This is a genomic window from Vibrio sp. Scap24 (genome assembly GCF_013394185.1).
GTDB lineage: Bacteria > Pseudomonadota > Gammaproteobacteria > Enterobacterales > Vibrionaceae > Vibrio > Vibrio pomeroyi.
Genome location: NZ_CP041333.1, coordinates 886,535 through 910,538, shown reverse-complemented (window position 1 = coordinate 910,538; position 24,004 = coordinate 886,535). Strand labels below are relative to the sequence as shown.

The 24,004-nt window shown below is 47.1% G+C and carries 4 protein-coding genes; 2 read left to right on the top strand and 2 right to left on the bottom strand.

Annotated elements, in window-relative coordinates:
• Position 1: 1 nt before the first annotated feature.
• Positions 2–358 (bottom strand): hypothetical protein, encoded by a 357-nt coding sequence (locus tag FLM53_RS19515; protein ID WP_176679764.1) that lies wholly within the window; start codon positions 356–358, stop codon positions 2–4.
• 219 nt (positions 359–577) lie between these two features.
• Complete coding sequence (locus tag FLM53_RS19510; protein ID WP_176679765.1) at positions 578–22,102, bottom strand: tandem-95 repeat protein; 21,525 nt, start codon at positions 22,100–22,102, stop codon at positions 578–580.
• A 186-nt stretch (positions 22,103–22,288) separates the two neighbouring features.
• Between FLM53_RS19510 and FLM53_RS19505 the strand changes: the two genes are divergently transcribed.
• Positions 22,289–22,651: a hypothetical protein gene (locus tag FLM53_RS19505; RefSeq protein ID WP_176679766.1), complete on the top strand. Its 363-nt coding sequence runs from the start codon at positions 22,289–22,291 to the stop codon at positions 22,649–22,651.
• Positions 22,652–22,654: 3 nt separating this feature from the next.
• Positions 22,655–24,004: an HlyD family type I secretion periplasmic adaptor subunit gene (locus FLM53_RS19500; protein WP_176679767.1), complete on the top strand. Its 1,350-nt coding sequence runs from the start codon at positions 22,655–22,657 to the stop codon at positions 24,002–24,004.

The window sequence follows — 24,004 nt, the reverse complement described above, 5'->3', positions numbered from 1 at the left end:
TTCACTGTCTCAACGAAGTAATACGTTCGCTGCGTAGAATGAGGTAATTGACATAGGTCGTTTCAAGACAATCTTTTTCCCACACAGACAAAATGCGCTTGGCTGCGAAGTAATAATCTTTGTTCCTCAACAACATTCCAACCGTGCGGCTGAGTTTCTCAAATCGAACTTGTTCGCTGGCAGAAATATAATCATCTTCACTTTGAATAATCGGTGCTAAACCATCGGCAAACCAATTGTTTAGAATTTCTCGCATCTCCAATTCAGATTCAGGTACATCAACGCTAGACAACTCTCGGTGTTGAGGTGGTGGCACGATGTATTTAGATGCTTGTGGTGAACTGACATATCGATACATGTCGTCCCTCCTTTTAACTGACTCTTCTAATAATTAAGGACATTTTTATTGGTTCACAAGTTTTAATGTCCAGTTTTTAACAGCAATTTGTCATAGCAAGTAACGAGTAAGACCGCACAAATAAAAAAGCCATGCAAGGCTCGCTCTGCATGGCTTTGATGAGGGCAACATTACGCTGCCCTATCTGTGTGTGGGCTCAAACGAACCCAACCTTTCTGGTTAGATCGAGCTTTGATCGAAGTCGTTGCCTTGATCGGTTCCAGTTTGAGAGTCTGAATCGAAGCTTCCAGAGTCGTCCGTGAAGTCAACACCTTGGTCTTGACCACCCGCACTTGTCCAATCGCTGCCACCAGATTCCATACCGGCCATGTCTGGTTGCTGCTCTTGAGTAGAACCTTGCATGGTGTATTGATCATCAACCTCAACTTCAACAGAGCCACTTGCACCGTCTATTGAGCTACCCAATTCGTCGTAACCTTGGAATTGGATCTCGCTAGTACCTTCGTAACCCTCAGGAAGTTCAACCGATACCGACTGCTCTAAGTTGCCGCTGATTGTGAAGCTACCATCACCATTGTCCAGTGCGTTACTCACTGTAGAGCCTTCAGGTAAGCCAGACATTTCAGCGTAATCAACCGACTCGTTACCACTCACCTCATCTGGAATCGAGATAGAGATGGTATCGCCCGCAGCCGCTGTCACGTCAGCAACGCTGTCTTCGGCTTCTGTTTCACTGTCTTGAGCTTGGTCATCAGCTTGTTGTGCGACTTCCACTTGCTGCTCTTCAGTAGCTTGAGCGGCTTGCACTTGTGGTTCATCACTCTGTGCTGAGTCATCGGCTACTTGGATGCTTAAGCTATGGCTTGATACTTCACCACCATCGTTAACGTCGACATTCATCGCTAAGTTGCCGTCGAAGTCTTCGTTTGGCCAGTATGTCCATTCGCCTTCACCAGATTCAGCGAAGAAGCCTGCATCGTTCGCGTCTGCAACATCAACAACTTGTGCTGTATCGCTAACGCCCAACTCATCCACCAGTTGAGACTCTGTGATAGTTAGTGAACCATCATCCGCTAAGGCATAGCCTTCACTCGCTGCTGCTTCATCGCTACCTTGGATATCCACGTTAAAGAAGCTTTCGATGCGGTTTTCGCCATCAGTTGCTATAAACCCAACTTGAACATCGCCGGTGTAATCTTCAGCAGGTGTGAATTGATAGTTACCCTGGTTATCGCTCTCGATCACACCCTGACCTTCCATCAAGCTGACTGACTCAATGCTCATGCTATCGCCTTCTGCATCGCTCAGGTTCGCTAACATGTCTTGATCAGTGAACGATAAGGTTGCTTCCGCTGCGATTTCGGTCGTTGTGATGCTGTTAACTTCAGGCGCTGCATTCTCTTGTGAATCGCCCTCTTTCACAACCACGCCAGTTTGCTCATCATGAAGCACGCCATCTTTATCGACCACGTAAGCAATGTCTGCTTCGCCAGTAAAGCCAGGTGCTGGTGTGAACGTCCAAGTGCCATCGCCATTATCGGCAATCTCACCTTGGCTGCGGTCTGCTAGATGAACTAACTTCACTTCATCGTCGCTGTCTGCATCCACATTCTCAGCCAATCCAATTAGGTCATCCGCGGTTAGGATGATGGAATCACCCGCCACCGTTTCGAAATCACCAGTATCGATGCCATCATCAAACGCTTCTGGTTCATCTCCGTAATCAACGGTTGTTGCACTTACGGTGACGAAGAACTCACCATGGAAATCTTCAGGAGGCGTCATTTGAATGTTCGAGATATCCCAGTCGAACAGGTCGATGTATTGACCCGGCTCAGTGATCATCACAGTGTTCACGCCATCGGTGACCTCGAACCCAACAGGGAAACCTGTCATCACTAAGTTACTTAGCGTTTCTGAATCATCGACTAGGCCAACATTCAGTCCTAAGTGACCGGTTTCATCTTCACCGAAGACTAATGGACCGTCATGGTCAGTTGAGATAACCGCGCCATCTGCAACAGGACGTACGTACACAGGAACATCGAGAACCGTTTCAAACTCACCGTCACTCACGACAACTTGTAGGTCTGATACGCCTGCAAAGTCACCCGTTGGTGTAAATGTCCAAGTACCATCGCCGTTGTCTGTTACTTCTCCGCCATCTTCACCGTCTGCAGTGATGATGCGCGAAACCACAAGGTCAGCCGTATCAATATCACCGAACAAGTTCATCAAGTCGCCCGCATCGAAGGTGAACGCGCCATCTTCGTCTGTGGTCATCATCGCGTTACCGACATTGAATGGAGCGTCGTTAACGGGAATGACATCCACATTCAGCGAACCATCAACCACTTCTTCTCCATCGGTTGCTTGATAACCCAGTTCTACCAAGCCATTGAAGTCCTGAGTAGTTACTAAGTGATACATGCCATCTGGCTGCTGAGTTAAGGTCGCATTAGCTGGAGCACGAACCGTAATGCTTTCGATGCTGATCTCGTCACCATCGAGGTCTGTGACTTGATCCGCGATGTAAGCCGGGTCAATCACCATGACCACATCTTCTTCGCCTTGCATCTCAATGGTTGGCGCTTCAGGCGCATCGTTCACTGGCGTGACATCGATGTTGCCGTCGACTGAGATTGTCTCTTGGCCATCGCTAACGTTAAACGTCATTGGCACATCGCCATTGAAGTTCTCGTTTGGTGTGAATGACCAAGTACCATCTTCGTTGTCTAGCAACTCACCCAAGCTTGGGTCGATTTGTAGGCCAGATGCTGACAGCTCATCTGTGGTGTTATCGATGTCGGTAGCTTGAGCCAATAGCATGTCTTGTGTGATAAGAATGGTGCTGTCTTCGGCTGTGGTGAGTTTCACATCCTCAGATTCAGGACCATCGTTCACGGCTAGAACTTCAATACCCGCCGTTGTTGTGGCTGTTGCACCGTCATCGTCGGTTACAACCACATCTAGGCTGATATCACCGTTAAAGTTCTCACTCGGCGTGAAGGTCACAGAACCATCATCGTTTTGAACCAATTCGCCGTCAGAGCCAGTGTAAATCACGCTTTCAAGCGACACTTCACCATCAACGTCTGAACTGTTCGCAATCAACTGCTCAGAGCTAATGGTAATCGTGCCATCTTCGTTCATTTGGTAAGACGTTGAACCCGCCACTGGTGCATCGTTTACATCCGTTACCGTCACATCAATATTGGCATCGACTGTCTCAGTGCCGTCAGACACTGTGAAGCCAAGATTTACATCGCCATTGAAGTTTTCGTTCGGAGCAAAGCTGTAAGTGCCATCACCGTTATCAGTGAACACACCTTCTGCGCCCGTGTAAGACACATCCGTGATAGACAAGTCATCGCCGTCAATGTCTGCAGCGCCTGCTAGTAGGTCTGCATCCGTGAAGATTAGCGTTCCATCTTCCTCGACGGTGAAGCTTTGATTTTCTGCTGTTGGCAGGTCATTGACTGGGTTAACCGTTAGGTCGACGCCAGCTTGAACCGTTTCAAGGCCATCGGACACATCGAAGCTTAGGTCAATGTCACCGTTGAAATCAGCATCCGGCATGATAGTAAATGAACCATCTTCGTTTGCTGTTACGGTTGCATTGTCACCAGCAGATAAGTTACTTGCGGTCAGTACATCGCCATCAACATCGGAAGCGTTCGCCAACAACTGTTCTTGAGATAGCGTAATTGAACCATCTTCATCAACCGAGTAAGCCACGTTTCCGGCTACTGGAGCGTCGTTGACAGCAATTACTTCAATACCAGCCGTTGTTTCAGCCGTTGCGCCATCGTCATCAATAACCGTCACATCAAGACTGATGTCGCCGTTAAAGTTTTCATTTGGAGCGAAGGTAACTGAACCATCTTCATTTTGAACCAAGATACCGTCTGCACCTGAATAGCTAACACTATCAAGCGATACTTCACCATCTACATCTGAGCTATTCGCAATCAACTGCTCAGGGCTCAGTGTGATGGTGCCATCTTCGTTCATTTGGTAAGACGTTGTGCCCGCCACTGGTGCGTCGTTAACCTCTGTTACCGTTACGTCGATGTTTGCATCAACCGTCTCTGTACCGTCAGATACTGAGAAGTCCAGGCTTACTTCGCCATTGAAGTTTTCATTTGGAGCGAAGGTGTAAGTACCATCACCATTGTCGGTGAACACACCCTCTGCGCCTGTGTAATACACATCAGCAACTGAAAGCTCATCACCATCTATATCAGAAGCGCCCGCTAGCAGCTGCTCATCCGTAAAGGTTAATGAACCGTCTTCTTCAATGGTGTAAGCCACATCTTCAACAACCGCGACATCATTCACTGGATTAACAGTAAGATCTGCCGTTGCGACAACCGTTTCAGTGCCGTCAGACAAGTCGAAGCTTAGGTCAATGTCGCCATTGAAGTCAGCATCTGGTGTGATGGTAAATGAACCATCATCATTTGCCGTTACTGTTGCGTTGTCACCTGCCGTTAGGTTTGCAGCGGTAAGGTCATCGCCATCCACATCAGAAGCTTGAGCTAGCAATTGCTCTTGGCTTAGAGTGATGGAACCATCTTCGTCCACGGAGTAAGCCAAATCGCCCGAGACTGGAGCGTCGTTGACTGCGATAACGTCAATACCCGCAGTGGTTTGCGCGGTTGCACCGTCTTCATCGGCAACAGTCACATCTAGGCTGACATTTCCGTTGAAGTTTTCATTTGGTGCGAAGCTGTAAGTACCATCTCCATTATCAGTAAAGATACCGTCTGCACCCGAGTAAGAAACATCACTAACGGATACATCACCTTCAATGTCCGAGCTGTTCGCAAGCAGCTGAGCATCAGAGATAATAATCACATTATCTTCATCAACGCTGTAAGTCGTTGAGCCTGCAACCGGTAGGTCATTGACAGCAATAACATCGATGCCTGCCGTTGTTTCAGCCGTTGCGCCATCCTCATCCATAACAGACACATCAAGACTGATGTCGCCGTTAAAGTTTTCGTTCGGCGAGAAGGTGTAAGTGCCATCACCATTATCCGTGAACACACCATCTGTGCCGCTGTAGCTAACATCGCTAACAAAGACATCCCCTTCAACGTCTGAGCTGTTCGCCAGAAGTTGTGCATCGCTTAGGGTGATACTGCCATCTTCTTCAACGCTGTAAGAGGTTGAGCCTGCTACAGGTACGTCATTGATTGGAACAACTTGAACATCAATGTTTGCCGATACCACATCGGTGCCATCGCTGACATCGTAAGTAAGGTCGACGCTGCCATTGAAGTTCTCGTTTGGAGCGAAGGTATAACTGCCATCGCCATTATCCGTGAACACACCATCGGTGCCTTCGTAGTTAACCGATTCAACAGAAAGGTCGTCGCCATCGATATCCGTTGCACCAGCCAGTAACTGCTCATCAGTGAAGGTCAACGAGCCATCTTCATTAATGGTGTAATCGTGATCGTAAATAACAGAAAGGTCGTTGACTGCCGTTACGGTCACATCAAGCTCAGCTGGAGTCACCCCACCGTTACCATCATCCACGTTGTAGCTAATGGAGAATTCACCGTTGAAGTTCTCTTCCGGCGTAATGGTGTAAGTGCCATCACCGTTATCAGTGATTAGCGCGTTGTCGATGGAAATGTCACCTATACTTGGTTCGTTACCATCCGTATCACCCGAGTCGCCATCTTCGTCGCCACTTAGCAATTCAGAGATATCAATACCGTTTTCATTCGCCAGGGCTTCTTCTGCGGTTGGCAAATCAAACGCGTTTTGTGTACCGACATCTTGGCTTGGAACAATCACACCGTTCACGATATCGAATACATGCCAGTGATCACCCGATGGGTTATCCGCTAAATCTGGGCTGAAGGTTTCTACTAGCGTATCGCCAACGAACACCTGAACTTGCACATCTTCAACACCATCCACATCCCAACTTCTGTTGGTGTAGTTGTGTACTGAATAGTGCATATCTGCATCTTGGTAGTTCGGAATGGTGATAGTTTCAGGGCCATGGCCATTTACATCATCCACATCTTGCTGAACTACGTTACCTTCACCAAGATCATGGCTCATGTCTCGGTAGTAAATATGGTCTAGCTCGTTACCATTCTCGGTATCGTAGAGCCATAGGTGGTTATCCATATCACGTGGGCTTTCACCCCAGGTCACCACGATACGCATATCTGTTTCTTCAAGCACTTCAGATATTGCGGTCACGCCACCATTTACATCCTCGCCCGCTGGGACAATGAAGCTGCTGGTGATAGAGCCTTCTTGCTCAATGGTTACGGTACCTTGGTCGACGACTGCGCCAGTCACCGAGTAGTTTCCTAAATCATCAGTAACTGTGGTGTAGCTGTGCCCTGCACTGTCGGTTAACGTCACTTCAGCGCCAGAGACTGGGTTACTGGTTTCAGCGTCTAACACTGTACCCGTGACCGTTGTTTCATCACCTGCAGCACCAATAATCGCGGTCATGTCATCGTCTTCGATGTCAGTCGCGAATTGCAGCAACTCTTCTTGAGTGATGGTGTACGAACCGTCTTCTTCGATGGTTATCGCCACATCAGCAGAGACAATTGGAGCATCGTTAACTGGGTCAACCGTTAGGCCTAAGTTAGCGGCGATCGGCGTGTCACCATCGCTAATGCTGTACGCGACATCAATGTAACCATTGAAGTTTTCGCTTGGAGTGATAGAGAATGTGCCATCGCCATTATCAACAATGGTTGCATCGTCTCCCACCAAGGTTAGGTTAGAAGCCACAAGCTCATCACCTTCAATATCCGCGGCATTCGCAAGTAACTGCTCCTGCGTGATAGTGATGGTGTTGTCTTCGTCTACGTTGGCATAAACATCATCGCTGGTTGGTAGGTCATTGATTGGGTTAACGGTTAGGTCAGCGTTCGCCACAATCGATTCTGTACCATCAGAGATGTCGAAGCTTAGGTCGATGTTACCGTTGAAGTCAGCATCTGGTGTCACCGTAAAGGTACCATCGCCATTATCAACAACAGTCGCGTTATCACCCGCACTTAGGTTGCTTGCCGTTAGGTCATCGCCGTCAACATCCGATGCTTGAGATAACAATTGCTCTTGAGTCAGAGTAATCGAACCATCTTCATCAATGCTGTACGCCAAGTCGCCCGATACTGGTGGATCATTAATTGGCAGAACATCAATGCTTGCCGTTGTGGCTGTCGTTGCACCGTCCTCATCGGTAACTACTACATCAAGGCTAACATCGCCATCGAAGTTTGCGTTTGGCGCGAAGCTGAATGTTCCATCGCCATTATCAGTAAAGATACCGTCAGCGCCTGTGTAGTTCACGCTATCAATCGCCACTTCACCTTCAACGTCTGAAGAGTTCGCCAACAGTTGCTCTGAACTGATGGTGATAACTTCGTCTTCATTCACTGAATAGCTCGTAGAGCCAGCGATTGGTGGATCGTTAACCTCAAGAACGGTAATTCCAGCTGTAGTCGCTTCAGTTGCACCGTCTTCATCAGTGACAACAACGGCCAAGCTCACTTCGCCATTGAAGTTCTCGTTTGGTGAGAAGGTGTACGTGCCATCACCGTTGTCTTCGAACACACCATCACTGCCAGTGTAAGACACGCTATCAATCGCTACTTCACCTTCAACATCAGAAGAGTTAGCCAATAGCTGCTCGTTACTGATGGTGATTGAGTTGTCTTCGTGAACCGTGTAAGACGTGCTGCCTGCCACCGGTGGATCGTTCTCTGGTGTGACACTCACATCAATGTTGGCTTGGACCGTATCGGTGCCATCTGACACGTCAAAGCTAAAGTTCACATCACCATTGAAGTTCTCGTTAGGTGCGAAGCTGTAACTGCCATCACCATTATCAGTAAGTACACCGTCAGCGCCCGTATAGGTCACGCTTTCAACCGTTAGTGTGTCACCCTCAACATCCGTAGCACCCGTTAGTAGGTCTTCGTCTGTGAAGTTAAGAACACCATCCTCACCAATGGTGAATGCTTGATCTTGTGGCTCTGGCGCGTCATTGACTGGTGTTACCGTCAAGTCTAGGCCTGCTGCCACCATGTCTTCTCCATCAGTGACATCGTAACTAAATTCGATATTACCGTTGAAGTTTTCACTTGGTGTAATGGTGAAACTGCCATCGTCGTTCATTTCAACGGTCGCATTTTCATCATTGGTGGTTAGGTTGATTGCGGATAGATCATCACCATCAATATCGACAGCGTGCTCTAGCAACTGCTCTTGAGTTAGCGTAATGCTGTTGTCTTCGGCAGTAACCGCGCTGATATCACCTTCTACCTCTGGCGCATCGTTCGCAGGCGAGATATGAATCGTCACATCTTGCGTAGCTGTTGCGGTTGTACCGGTATCAACATCCGTTGATGTCGCATTAACCGTTAGCACCACATCGCCATTGAAATCCCCTGAAGGAATAAACTCTAACCCTGCAAGTTCTTCTGGCTGTAGAGACCATGTGCCATCGCCGTTGTCTGTACCTGCAGAAAGCGAACTTCCCTCTGGTACATCTTCAATCAAGATAGCGAGGTTTTCTGAACCATCGGTATCCGTTAGTGCAGCATCAATATCCAGTGGAACTGGTGTGTCTTCAGTACCAATGATTTGGTAATCCGCCTCTGACACTGAGATTTCGATGTTGTCGATACCAAACGACTCGTCATTGACGCTTTGATTCAACGTTGAACCGAAGCCGAGTTCAAGTTGGCCGTCTTCAACGGGTACCGTTAGGTTGATTTGGTGTGCTTGGTCATTCCAACCACTGAAGCCCTCACCTTGCGATACGCCGTGAACCACTTCGCCGACTTCATTTCCTTCTGAATCGTAAAGCGTTGTCGTGCCATCTTGAGTACGGAACGCAGAGTTATCTAGCGTAGTTAGCTCTTCGCCACCAACAAAGATTTGGAAGGACTCACCATCCCAAGAGTCGATTTCGTAGAAGCTGAACGAGATATTAACCTCACTCACATCACTTGGAATGTCGTAGGTTTTGCTGACTGTTTCATCGCCGCCTGTGCCACCGATACGACCCAACATGTCGCCCGACTCGAAGCCTTGTGAGCTTTCTGTGCCTGTGTTCCAACCATTCGAGCCAGACTCGAAGTTATCGGAAGCAATCACCAAGTCAGACGCAATCGACAGCTCTGGCATATCAACCACAGATTGAACGTCAATCGTCGCTTCTGCAGGTACTGTTGCCGTGCCATCATTCACATCGAACGTCACATTAACATTGCCATCGAAGTTTTCATTCGGCGCAAATGTGTAAGTACCATCACCGTTGTCCACCAATGAACCGCTATCAGAGGCGACATTTTCGACCGACAAGTTGTCGCCATCAATATCGCCTGCATTTTGCAGTAGCTGCTCTTCAGTGAAGGTGAAGCTGGTGTCCTCTTGAGTCACAAATTGTGGCTCGCCGACGGTTGGTAGGTCGTTGACTGGGTTAACCGTTAGGTCAGCCGTTGCTTGAATCGTCGCATCACCATCGGTAATGTCGAAGTTCAAATCAATGTCGCCATTGAAGTCAGCATCTGGCGTTATAGTGAAGCTACCGTCGTCGTTTGCTGTTACTGTCGCATTGCCGTCAACGGTTAGGTTAGATGCCGATAGGTCGTCACCATCAACGTCACCCGCTTGAGCAAGTAACTGCTCTTGGCTTAGGTTAATCGAACCATCTTCATCAACACTGTACGCCAACTCACCTGATACCGGAGCATCGTTCACAGGCAGAACATCAATGTTTGCTGTGGTGGTTGCGGTTGCGCCATCTTCATCGGTCACGACCACATCAAGGCTGACATCACCGTCGAAGTTTGCGTTCGGTGCGAAGCTGAACGTACCATCACCGTTGTCAGTAAAGATACCATCTGAACCGGTGTAGTTAACGCTATCAATCGCCACTTCACCTTCGATATCTGAAGCATTCGCCAACAGCTGTTCAGAACTGATGGTAATCACTTCATCTTCATTCACAGAGTAAGTTGTTACACCTGCGATTGGCGGATCGTTCACCTCAAGAACTGTAATGCCTGCGGTTGTCGCTTCGGTCGCGCCATCTTCATCCGCTACGACAACATCTAGGCTCACTTCACCGTTGAAGTTTTCGTTTGGTAAGAAGGTGTAAGTACCATCGCCGTTGTCTTCAAAGACACCGTCTGTGCCAGAGTAAGTCACGCTATCGACGGCAACATCACCTTCGATATCCGAAGAGTTCGCTAGAAGCTGCTCATCACTGATGGTAATTGAGTTGTCTTCATGGACGGTATAAGACGTGCTACCAGCAACAGGTGGATCATTCTCTGGTGTCACACTCACATCGATATTGGCTTGAACCGTGTCCGTACCATCTGACACATCAAAGCTGAAGTTCACGTCACCATTGAAGTTCTCATTTGGTGCGAAGCTATAACTGCCATCACCGTTATCGGTAAGAACACCATCGGCACCTGTGTAAGTCACACCTTCAACCGACAAGTCATCCCCATCGATATCAGTAGCGCCCGTTAACAGGTCTTCATCTGTGAAGTTCAAGACGCCGTCTTCGCCAATGCTGAACGTTTGGTCTTGCGGTTGTGGTAAATCGTTAACTGGATTCACCGTTAGGTCAGCGGTAGCAACAAGAGTCTCTGCCCCGTCATTGATGTCGAACGTTAGGTCAATATCACCGTTGAAGTTCGCATCTGGTGTGATGGTAAAGCTACCGTCATCATTAGCGGTAACCGTCGCATCGCCATCAACCATTAAGTTGGAAGCGGTTAAGTCATCACCGTCTACATCATTCGCTTGAGAAAGAAGTTGCTCTTGGCTCAAGGTAATTGAACCGTCTTCCTCAACGCTGTATGCCAAATCTCCCGATACTGGAACATCATTGATTGGCAACACATCTACCGTAATGTAGGTATCTACTTGAGCACCGTCTTCATCTTGAATGGTCACATCCAATTGCACTTGGCCGTTGAAGTTTTCATTCGGTGCAAAGCTACATGTGCCATCACCATTGATAGAGAAGATGCCGTCAGGACCATCGTAGTTGATCTCAACAAGCTCAACATCGCCTTCAATATCTGAAGCATTGAGTAGAACTTGAGACTCGCTGAATGTCAGAACTGAATCTTCGTCGATTGTGTACGATGTTGGACCTGCAACCGGCGGATCATTCACCTCAAGAACAGTAATGCCTGCGGTGGTGGCTTCAGTCGCTCCATCTTCATCCGTCACAACAACATCTAGGCTAACTTCACCATTAAAGTTCTCGTTTGGAGAAAAGGTGTAAGTGCCGTTACCGTTGATTTCAAGCACACCATCGCTACCACTGTAAGTCACGCTATCAATCGCCACTTCACCTTCGATATCCGAAGAGTTCGCAAGCAATTGTTCGTTACTGATGGTGATGGAGTTATCTTCATGAACAGTGTAAGACGTGCTGCCAGCCACAGGAGGATCGTTCTCTGGCGTCACGCTCACATCAACATTCGCAGTGACGGTATCTGTACCATCTGACACATCAAACGAGAAGTTCACATCGCCGTTGAAGTTTTCGTTCGGCGCGAAGCTGTATGTACCGTCACCGTTATCAGTTAGGACACCATCGGCACCAGTGTAAGTGACACCGTCAACGCTTAGATCATCCCCTTCAATGTCCGTAGCACCCGTTAATAGGTCTTGGTCTGTGAAGGTTAATACACCATCTTCGTTAACTGTGAACGCTTGATCTTGTGCTTCTGGACCGTCATTCACAGGTGAAACTGTTAGCTCTAGGTTGGTAGAGACAACATCATCACCATCCGATACATCGAAGGTGAAGTTAACGTCACCGTTGAAGTCAGCGTCTGGCGTTAGTGTGTAAGTACCATCGCCGTTATCCGTGATGGTCACATTGTCATCATCAGTTGCCAAGTTAAGCGCTGTGAGTTGGTCGCCATCTAAATCGCGAGCGTTAGCCAACAAGTCTTCTTGCGTGATGATAATTGAACCATCTTCTTCCACCGTTGCTGCAACAGGGAGTGCTTCAGGTGCATGTTCAATGTGCGCGCCTGTCGCATTAATGTAGATGGTTTGAGATACCGTTTCAGAATCATCATTCGATAGCTCTGTGGCGGTTGCGGTTACATGAACTTCAAGCTGTTCATTGAAATCTTCTGGTAACTGGATTTGCAGTTCTTGTGCGATTGCCGTTGTGGGTAGCGTTACAGAACCATCTGGGCCAACAGTCACTTCACCACTATAGATTTGGCTGTTCACCTCACCCACATCAATCGTGAAGTTGAAATCGGTATAGTCAGCGTCACCGCCGCCATAAAGATCTTCAAACCCGTAAACCAGCTCACCGTCTTCATTAACCGTGGTGCGAGTATGTTCGATACCATCTTGGTTTAGTTGAGCACTTGAACCACCGTGGAAGATCGCATCGCCATTCTGGCCTTGAATCACTGTTTCAGTGCCATCGGCAGCAACAAACACAAGTTGAGGATCAACCGTGTCCATGTTTGCAGGCGAACCATCCTCAGCACGGAACTCATACTGACCGTCTTGCATTGTGTCAAAGTTGTTGTGCTGATGTCCGTTTGGAATCAAGAACAGGTTGAAGCTTTCACCTTCTGCAACTTGGAAGCTGAATTGATCTTGCCCTGGGACAAGGTCACCACCGCCGCCAACTTGCGATGCGTTCTCGTAGACAACTTCAACACCTGTGATGTTGCCGTCTTCGTCTACTTTGTAGTAACCCGCTGCGTTTTGGTAACCCGCAGTTTCGCCTTCAAACGTTACTGTGATTTCAGTATCGTTGTAACTGGTGATACCGTTCTCTTGGTCATTCAGAACGCCTTCGTTATCGTATTGGATAACCGAGCCTTCTGGCACACCATCTACCGTTACAGTGAGTGTTTCAGACAAGTCTTGGTCGACAAGTGCCGCTGCAATGTTCAGTTCAACAATGCCGCCTGGCTCAACCAAAATAGCTTGGTCATCAACGTTAACGCCATCGCCATCGGTAATCACAAGATCCGGCGCATCCGCGACCGCTTCAATGTGAACATTGAGGTCTTGCTCTACTTCAGTTGTGCCGTCGGTCACGGTAAAGCTGAACTGTAGATCACCGCTAAAGTGCTCTTCAGGAACGAAGCTGAACGTGCCGTCGCCGTTATCGGTTACTGTGCCTTCATCACCAGAGTAATTGATGCTGGTAACACTTAGGTCGTCGCCATCAATATCAATCGCACCACTCAGTAGATCTTCTTGAGTAAACAGGATGCTGCCATCCTCTTCGATGTGGTACATGCCTGGAGCAACAATTGGAATGTCATTCACCGGATTCACGGTCAATGTCATGTCATTAGAAGTACTTAGCTCACCATCGCTCACCTCATAAGTGAATGCGATATCACCGTTGAAGTTCTCCGAAGGTGTCACCGTGTAAGTGCCATCGCCATTGTCTACGATGCTCGCATTTGGATCGTTGGTTTCAAGTGCACTCGCAAACAGCTCATCGCCATCTTGGTCACTCGCATTCTCTAGCAACATCTCTTGCGTAACCAGAATTGAACCGTCTTCGTCGACATCCGCAACCATTGGCGTTGCTTCTGGTGCGTCATTGACGAATTCAACTTTCAGGTCGATGTTTGCAGCAACCACATCAATGCCGTCGCTCACATCAAACGCTAGATCAACATTGCCGAAGAAGCCCTGTTCTGGCGTTAATGTATATGTTCCATCACCGTTATCCGTGACTTCTACCGTGTCGCTTGCGCTAGTCACATTCACCACAGACAGCTCATCGCCTTCAATGTCTGTCGCTTGTGCCAGTAACTCAGCTTCGGTAATGGTAATCGCTTGACCGTCTTCCGTAGTGAAAGACATGTCCGGTACATCTGGTGCATCGTTGATAGGATTTACGGTTAGGTTAAGGTCGGCAGCGACTGTCTCAATCGCATCTGTCACATCGTAAGTAAACTCAATCTCACCAAAGAAGTCTGCGCTTGGTGTGATAGTGAAACTACCGTCTGAGTTTTCTACGATAACCGCATTTGGATCGTTGGTCGCTAAGTTAACGGCTTCAAGATTGTCACCATCGACATCCGTCGCGTTCGCTAACAAGTCCTCTTGTGTAATGGTGATTGAGCCATCTTCATCAACCGCCGCTTCAATTGGGCCGCTCACTTCAGGGCCTTCGTTGACAATCTCAACGTCAACTCTTGCCGTGCTTGGTGCGCTTGCTTGACCATCACTGATATCGAAGGTCAGGTTCACTTCACCATAAAAGTTCTCAGCAGGTTCAAAGGTAAAGGTGTTATCGCCATTGTCTGTTAGCGTACCTTGCGTTTGGTCTGCAAGTAATAGGTTTTCGACATGGAGAATGTCACCATCGACATCTGTCGCGCCAGATAGAAGATCTTTCGCTTCGATGATCATGGAGCCGTTTTCAAGCATTTGGGTGTGTAGCGGTTCACCTGGAACTGGAACATCGTTAACAGGCACAACCGTTAGGTCTAGGTGCGTTGCCACTTCATCAGTACCATCGAACACCTTGTAGTCGATGTCGATTTCACCATTGAAGTTTTCATTCGGCATAAAGGTAAATGTACCATCACCATTGTCGACTAAGTCACCGTCATCACCACCATAAGTGATGTCAGAAATAGACAGCGTATCGCCCTCTACATCTGTGGTATTCGCCAACAAATCATCAGCGCTGAACGTGATACCTTGGTCTTCATCCGTCGATAGAACAATTGGACCAGAAACGATTGGCGCATCATTCACCGACTCGAAGTTGATGTTTATTATGTTGTCGTCAGTTAACTCACCATCGCTAACTTGATACCCTAGCTCAATTTCACCATAGAAGTTTTCATCCGGTGTTACTGTCCAAGTGCCATCACCGTTATCTGTTAGTGTTGCATGTTCTGAGTTTTCGCCCACCAGCTCTAGATTTTGAATATCAAGATCATCGCCATCAATGTCTGATGCCTGAGCTAGCAGTTGTTCTTCAGTAATCACAACAGAAGCAAACTGAGCTGAGCCTTCTGTATCAATAGTGATATTCGGAAGATCAGCCGTTAGTTCGATTTCGTTGTCACCCGCATGGATGTTCAATTCAACCGTTTCAGTAATTTCAGAACCATCTACACCAATCGATGTGAACACGGCTTCATCATGACACGTTTGTGACACTGTCATGTTTTGAACAACGTAAGTACCATTACCTTGCACTGTACCCAGTTCAAAGTAAGACACTGGTTGATCAACGGTTAGCGTGTAGTCTGTCTCGAAAGTACCACGGTCTTCTTTGTGGTAAGTCATCGAGTCAATCATGTCTCCGTCTTCATTAAAGGCGCGAATTTCGACTTCAGTAAAGTGGCGAGACTCTTCCATAAACCAGCCACCCAAACCATCTAGGTGGAAGCTAATTTCATTGATGTCTTGACCTTCAACCGAGATAGTCAGTTTTTCATCACCACTCAAGCCTTGACGGTCGGTATCGCCGATACCATGACCAATGTGCGTATTACCATTCCACGCACCCAGCGGATCATCGTTACTTTGAACCGTAACCGTTAAGTCACCATCCGAGAACTCACGCGTGTATGGGTCAACTTCTATGCCCCAATCATCAACGCTCGCGTTATCATCGAAGGTACCAATTTGCGTGGTATATGTTCCCTCAGCTAAAGCGTCTTCGCTTGGTACAAAGCGCACTTCTGTGTCGGCTGGTACTTCTTGCCCAACTTCGAGTACGACCCACTCATTATCAAGATTAGCTTCGATAATGCCGTTTTCTGGCGCTTGATCCAGACGTAGTGCTGGCTCTTCACGAAGCGTCACACCAACCGTTTGGTCTTCTTGTGCTTGAATGAAGATCTCTTCGCCGGCTTCTGGCGCATCATTAACTGGATTAACGGTTAGATCGAGTGTGGTCAGAACTTCGTTGTCACCATCACTGATGCTGTATGTGAAGTCCAACTCGCCATTGAAGTTCTCTGTATGCGTGATAGTGAATGAACCATCGTCATTCGCAACAATCGTCGCGTCAGGATCATTGGTTTGAAGGTTAGACGCCGTTAACTCATCACCTTCAACGTCAGTTGCATTCGCAAGTAACTGATCTTGAGTAATAGTGATTGAATTATCTTCGTCAACTTCAGCCTGAATACCAGACGTTTCAGGGCCGTCATTCACAGCAATAACATCAATGCCTGCTGTGGTAGTCGCCGTTGCACCATCTTCGTCAACGACAACAACATCCAGTGAGATATCACCGTCGAAGTTTTCATTTGGCGTGAAGGTGTATGTGCCATTACCGTTATCAACAAACGAACCGTCGTCACCTGTGTAACTAACACTTGATAGTGAAACATCGCCTTCAACATCAGAAGAGTTCGCTAATAGCTGCTCATCACTGATAGTGATTTGGCCATCTTCTTGAACTGTGTAAGAGGTTGAGCCCGCAACAGGCGGATCATTCTCTGGCGTTACGCTAACATCGATAACGGCAGGTGTTGAACCTGTACCATCAGAAACATCGAATGAGAATTGAACATCACCATTGAAGTTTTCGTTTGGTGCAAAGCTGTAGGTGCCATCACCGTTGTCACTTAGAACACCGTCTGCACCTGTATAAAGTACATTTTCAATCGATAGCTCATCGCCATCAATATCCGATGCTCCAGCAAGTAGGTCTTCATCGGTAAACAGTAATGTGCCATCTTCTTCAATTGTGAACTGTTGATCTTGCGCTTGTGGCAAGTCATTCAGTGGATTAACTGTAATATCGAGACCAACTTGAACCTCACCACCATCGTTATCGATGATATCGAAGCTTAGGTCTAGGTCGCCGTTGTAATCAGCGTCGGGTGTTATGGTGTAGCTGCCATCCTCGTTTTGTTGAATGGTCGCATTTTCATCCGTCGATAGATTAATCGCTTCTAGATTATCGCTATCGATGTCACCCGCTCGTGCTAACAATTGATCTTGTGTCAGCGTGATTGAGCTGTCTTCGTTAATCGTGTAAGCCAGATCACCAGATACCGGTGGATCGTTAATTGGTAGTACATCAACATTGATATGCGTTTCAACCGTAGCGCCACTTTCATCTTGAATAGTTACATCAAGTTGAACCTGACCATTGAAGTTTTCATTTGGCGCGAAACTGCATGTTCCATCACCATTGACGGTAAAGATACCGTCTGACCCGTCGTAGTTGATACCGACAAGCTCAACGTCACCTTCAACGTCTGAAGCATTCACAAGAATCTGAGACTCACTGAACGTTAGAACAGAGTCTTCATCAATCGTGTAAGACGTAGGCCCTGCAACAGGCGGATCGTTTACTTCAAGAACGGTAATGCCTGCTGTGGTTTCATCAATTGCACCCTCTTCATCTGCAACAATCACATCAAGGCTGATATCACCGCTGAAGTTTTCATTAGGAAGGAAGGTGTAACTGCCGTCGCCGTTATCTTGGAACACACCATCGGTGCCGCTGTAGGTCACGCTATCAACAGACACCGCACCTTCAATATCAGAAGAGTTAGCTAATAATTGCTCATCAGAAATAGTGATCGCATTGTCTTCGTTCACCATGTACGAAGTAGAACCCGCAACTGGCGGATCATTCTCAGGCGTCACACTCACATCAATGTTTGCACTAACCGTTTCTGTGCCATCAGAGACATCGAAACTGAAGTTCACGTCACCATTGAAGTTCTCGTTTGGTGCAAAGGTATAAGTACCATCACCATGGTCTGTTAATACACCGTCACCACCGGTGTAGCTGATGCCTTCTACGGTGAGGTCATCGCCATCAATATCGGTTGCACCAGTAAGCAGGTCAGCATCGGTGAATTGCAGTGTGCCGTCTTCTTCAATGCTGAATTGTTGGTCTTGAGGAACCGGTAAATCATTAACAGGATTAACGGTTAAGTCCGCGGTGGCTTGAACCGTGTCAGTGCCATCTGTGATGTTGAATTGGATATCAACGTCACCATTAAAGTTCGCATCTGGAACAATGGTGAAGCTACCGTCATCATTAGCGGTTACTGTCGCATTGCCATCAACCGTTAGGTCGCTCGCCGTTAGGTCATCGCCCTCAACATCCGATGCTTGAGATAGTAGTTGTTCTTGGCTCAAGGTGATTGAACCGTCTTCGTTAACGTTGTAAGCCAAATCACCCGATACTGGTACATCATTTATTGGCAGAACATCGACGTTGATGACAGTATCAACTTCTGCACCATCTTCATCACGAATGGTCACATCAAGTTGAACTTGGCCATTAAAGTTCTCATTCGGTGCAAAGCTACATGTCCCATCGCCATTGACTGAGAAGATGCCATCTGGGCCGTCGTAACTAATACCAACAAGCTCAACATCACCTTCAACATCAGAAGCATTAAGTAGCACTTGTGACTCACTGAATGTAAGTATAGAGTCTTCATCAATAGTGTAAGACGTTGGGCCAGCAACGGGCGGATCGTTCACTTCAAGTACGGTGATACCCGCAGTTGTCGCATCGGTCGCACCCTCTTCATCGGCAACCACAACATCTAGGGCGATTTCGCCGTTGAAGTTCTCGTTTGGTGAGAAGGTATAAGTACCGTTACCGTTGATTTCAAGAACACCGTCACTACCTGAATAAGTCACGCTGTCTATTGATACATCCCCTTCGATATCAGAAGAGTTCGCCAATAGTTGTGCATCAGAAATGGTAATCGAATTATCTTCATTAACCGTGTAAGACGTAGAGCCTGCAACTGGCGGATCATTCTCTGGAGTTACGCTGACATCGATGTTTGCAGATACGGTATCGGTACCATCAGACACATCGAAGCTGAAGTTTACATCACCACTGAAGTTTTCATTTGGCGCGAAGCTGTATGAGCCATCACCATGATCTGTCAGTACCCCATCAGTCCCTTCATAGCTGATGCCTTCAACCGTTAAATCATCACCTTCAATATCGGTTGCACCGGTTAGCAGATCTGCATCAGTAAACTGCAGCGTGCCGTCTTCTTCGACACTGAATTGTTGATCTTGAGGAACTGGCAAGTCATTGATTGGGTTAACGGTTAAGTCCGCAGATGCTTGAACCGTATTGGTACCATCTGAGATGTCAAAGCTGATATCAATGTCACCATTGAAGTTCTCATCTGGCGTAATGGTAAAGCTACCATCTACGTTTTGAGTAACCGTTGCATCACCATCAACGGTTAGGCTACTTGCAGTTAGGTCATCGCCTTCAACATCAGATGCTTGCGATAGCAGTTGCTCTTGGCTTAAACGAATCGAACCATCTTCATCTACTGAATACGCTAGGTCACCCGACACTGGCGCATCATCAACCGCAGTTACGCTTACATCGATGTTCGCAGATACCGTATCAGTACCGTCAGACACATCGAAGTTGAAGTTCACGTCACCATTGAAGTTTTCATTTGGCGCAAAGGTGTATGTGCCATTGCCGTTATCGGTAAGGATACCGTCACCGCCATCGTAGGTAACACCTTCAACTGAAAGGTTGTCACCTTCAATGTCTGTCGCACCTGTTAGAAGGTCTGCATCGGTGAAGATGAGCGTACCGTCTTCTTCAACACTGAACTGCTGATCTTGAGGGACTGGCAAGTCATTGATTGGATTAACCGTTAAGTCAGCAGATGCTTGAACCGTATTCGTGCCGTCGGAGATATCAAAGCTGATATCGATGTCACCATTGAAGTTCTCATCTGGCGTAATAGTAAAGCTGCCATCTTCATTTTGAGAGACTGTTGCATCACCATCAACCGTTAGGCTGCTTGCTGTGAGGTCATCACCTTCAACATCGGATGCTTGCGACAGCAGCTGCTCTTGGCTTAGGCGAATCGAACCGTCTTCGTAAACTGAGTACGCTAGGTCACCCGAGACTGGTGCATCATCCACCGCGGTAACGCTTACATCGATGTTCGCAGATACCGTACCAGTACCGTCAGACACATCGAAGTTGAAGTTCACGTCACCATTGAAGTTTTCATTTGGCGCAAAGGTGTAGGTGCCATTGCCGTTATCGGTAAGAATGCCGTCACCGCCATCGTAGGTAACACCTTCAACGGAAAGGTTGTCGCCTTCAATGTCTGTCGCGCCTGTTAGAAGGTCGGCATCGGTGAAGATTAACGTTCCGTCTTCTTCAACACTGAACTGTTGATCTTGAGGTACTGGCAAGTCATTGATTGGATTGACAGTTAGATCAGCTGAGGCTTGAACCGTGTTGGTGCCGTCAGAGATATCAAAGCTGATATCAATGTCACCATTGAAGTTCTCATCTGGCGTGATCGTAAAGCTGCCATCTTCATTTTGAGTGACTGTCGCATCACCATCAACCGTTAGACTGCTTGCTGTTAGGTCATCGCCTTCAACATCAGATGCTTGAGACAACAGCTGCTCTTGGCTTAGACGGATAGAACCATCTTCATCTACTGAGTAAGCTAAGTCACCCGACACTGGCGCATCATCAACCGCAGTTACGCTTACATCGATGTTTGCAGACACCGTATCGGTGCCGTCAGACACATCGAAGCTGAAGTTTACATCGCCATTGAAGTTCTCATTTGGCGCAAAGGTATATGTGCCATTGCCGTTGTCGGTAAGAATGCCATCGCCGCCATCGTAGGTAACACCTTCAACAGAAAGGTTGTCGCCTTCAATGTCGGTCGCGCCTGTTAGAAGATCAGCATCGGTGAAAACAAGTGTGCCATCTTCTTCAATTTCATAGGTTTTATCTTCTGGTACAGGCGCGTCATTAATAGGACGAACTGTTAGATCGATGGCGCTGCTTATGGTTTCTTGGCCGTCACTGATATCGAAAGTAAGGTCAAGTTCGCCATTAAAATCAGCGGAAGGGACAACTGTGAACGTACCGTCGCCATTATCTTGAACTGTAGCGTCAGCACCAACTTGAACGTTTGAAGCAACCAGCTCATCACCATCTACATCACTTGCATATTCGAGTAATTGTTCTTGAGTGAATGTAATGGAGCCATCTTCATCCATGATATAAGCCAGATCTTGTTCCGCTTCTGGTGCATCATTTTCGCTTTCTACTTTGATTTTGAACGTTTCACTTACCGTCTCTGAATCAAAGTCATCTTCTACTTCGCTGATGGTCTCTTCGTCCGAAGCTTGAACATCAACGGCGAAAGTCTCTTCTACCGTTTGTGAATCTAAATCATCGCCTACTGGTTGTTCGTCAGAGCCAGAAGAATCCGCACTAGGTGCAGCTGACGTTCTCGCTGCTTGGCCCTGCTCTTCATTACCTTCAGCATCTGAACCACCTTCAGAAGCTGTACTCTCACCACCGCCTACAGCTTGTGCACCGGCACCTGAACCGCCGCCACTGCCTGCTGCATCACCTGAACCAGCATCCGAAGCTGCACTGTCTACAACGTTTGATTGAGCAGCATCTGAATCACCACCACCTTCTGGTGTGTCCTCTTGAACCGCACCACCTGAAGCAGCTGCTTCTTCTGAATTACCAGCGCCACTTGGGTTGTCTTCCAACGCTTGGTTAATTTCGTCTGCTGCGTCGGTGTTTTCAGCACCCGTCGCTATCGTAGACGCAATTGTATTCTGTTGGTTTTGTTGATTCTGCTGCTGGGAGGGTGTACCCGCGTCGTTCGTGTCCGTTTGTTCTACCGCGTCATTTAGATCTTCATTTTGGTTGTTTTGGTTATTTTCGCCTGCCATTACAGCCTCCGTTGCTACTAGCTAACTGATCGTATTTAGAGGCATTAAAGGACACCATTTTGGAAAACCAAGTTTTTATACAACATTTTTCATATTTTTATTTTTGTGCATAAAGAATCAAAAAAAATTTGAAAACTGTCTTTAAAGATCCTTAGTTATTGTGATTAAAGCAATTAAGGCAGTGGAATGATGATAGACATGACGAATTTGTTGCGTTCAATCGACAACAACCACAAAGGGCTGCAATTGCTATTAGGCGACTTTTATAAGGACTTTTCAGACGCAGCAATCAACATAGAGACGCTTCATAAGGGTAATCGTTTTGACGAGCTCAACAACTACTCAAAAAAACTGAAGACCATCTTAACCTTGCTGTGCGACCAAGACCTACCGCCCAAAATGGCCAAATTGGAACATTTGAGTAAACATGAGTTCCCTGCTCCGGAAGAGCTTTTAGAGGATGTAAAAACTGAACTACAAAACGTCAATCGACAAATTAATCACCTGTTGGATATTAAAGAAGTGGTTGATGATAAGTCATCGAGGTAGGTCATGAGCAATAACCAAATAGAGCATCACCTCAGAAAAGCACTCGTATCGAATAACGAGGCGTCTAAGGTCACAGCGGATGACACTATCGTACTTGCGAGTGCCATGACGAGCGTTCATAAAACCTTGCTCATCATATTTCTACTTGCTTTGGTTGCTATCGCTGTGGCATCACAAGCACGCATCGATATTGTGGTTTCTGTGCGTGGTGAATTGCTATTGGAGTCTGATGTAGAGAAAGTTCAGCACTTAGAAGGCGGGATATTAGAAGAGTTACTGGTAAGAAAAGGGGAAGTTGTATACGAAGGCCAACCTATCGCGCGAATCCGCTCACTCGACCGTAATACTCAGCTCGATACCGTGAACACGGAGATCGTTCAACTGGAACTCGACAAGATTCGTTATGAAAGTTTGCGTGACATGGTGGAACCCAATTTCGCCAACTTCATTGAACAGTATCCAGAACAAGTACAGACCAACATGAACACGTGGCGACAAGAGTTCTCTAAGAACCGCTCAAATGAGGAGCTCATCACGCACGATATTAAGCACAAGAACTCCCTCATCAGTTCTATGTTGAAACGCCGCAAGAGTTCAGAAAATCAGCTGTCCTTGATTCGTAAACAACTCAACATCAAGAACACACTCTATAAAGAAGAAATGGCCTCTTACGTCGACGTTCTCAATATGAAAGTACAAGAATCCAATATGGTTCGTGAGATTGAAAACCTTGATGAGTCAGTGATGAATGAACGTTTCCAACTCGACAAATTGGAAAAGCAACATCGAGATTTGGTTGAGAATCGTAACTCTGAATATCAAGCGCAAATCATTCAAGCGAATAAAGACCTTAAGCTAAAACGAATCCTCCAACCGCAGCATTCTGACAAGGTTGACCGCCTTATTGTCTACTCACCTGTCGATGGTGTGGTCGACAAACTGCACTTCAACTTCCGCTCTGCTGTGATACCACCTGGCGAGAGTATCGCTGATATTGCACCAATCAATAACTCCTTACACGGCGAAGCGAAGATCCCACGTAAAGACATGGGTTTTGTTGAGATTGGGCAAGCGGTGAAAGTAAAAATGGATACTTATAACTTCGCCAAATACGGATTTGTTGAGGGAACCATCGCCTCAATCAGCCGTTCATCTTATGAAGAAGAAGATGCCGAGTTCTATTTAGCAGAGATTGAAATTGACCAAAACTTTCTTGAGCGAGGAGGCACTCAATACAAGTTATCGCCGTATATGGAGTTTACTGCCGACGTGAAAACAGGCTCACGCCGTGTGATCGAATACGCAGCGAAACCGGTGGTGTCTGCCATCGAAGATGCATTCGATGAGAGGTAA

Excerpts from the sequence above, each read along its gene's own strand:
- FLM53_RS19515 (WP_176679764.1), bottom strand. The coding sequence starts at position 358 with ATGTATCGATATGTCAGTTCACCACAAGCATCTAAATACATCGTGCCA.
- FLM53_RS19510 (WP_176679765.1), bottom strand. The coding sequence starts at position 22,102 with ATGGCAGGCGAAAATAACCAAAACAACCAAAATGAAGATCTAAATGAC.
- FLM53_RS19505 (WP_176679766.1), top strand. The coding sequence starts at position 22,289 with ATGATGATAGACATGACGAATTTGTTGCGTTCAATCGACAACAACCAC.
- FLM53_RS19500 (WP_176679767.1), top strand. The coding sequence starts at position 22,655 with ATGAGCAATAACCAAATAGAGCATCACCTCAGAAAAGCACTCGTATCG.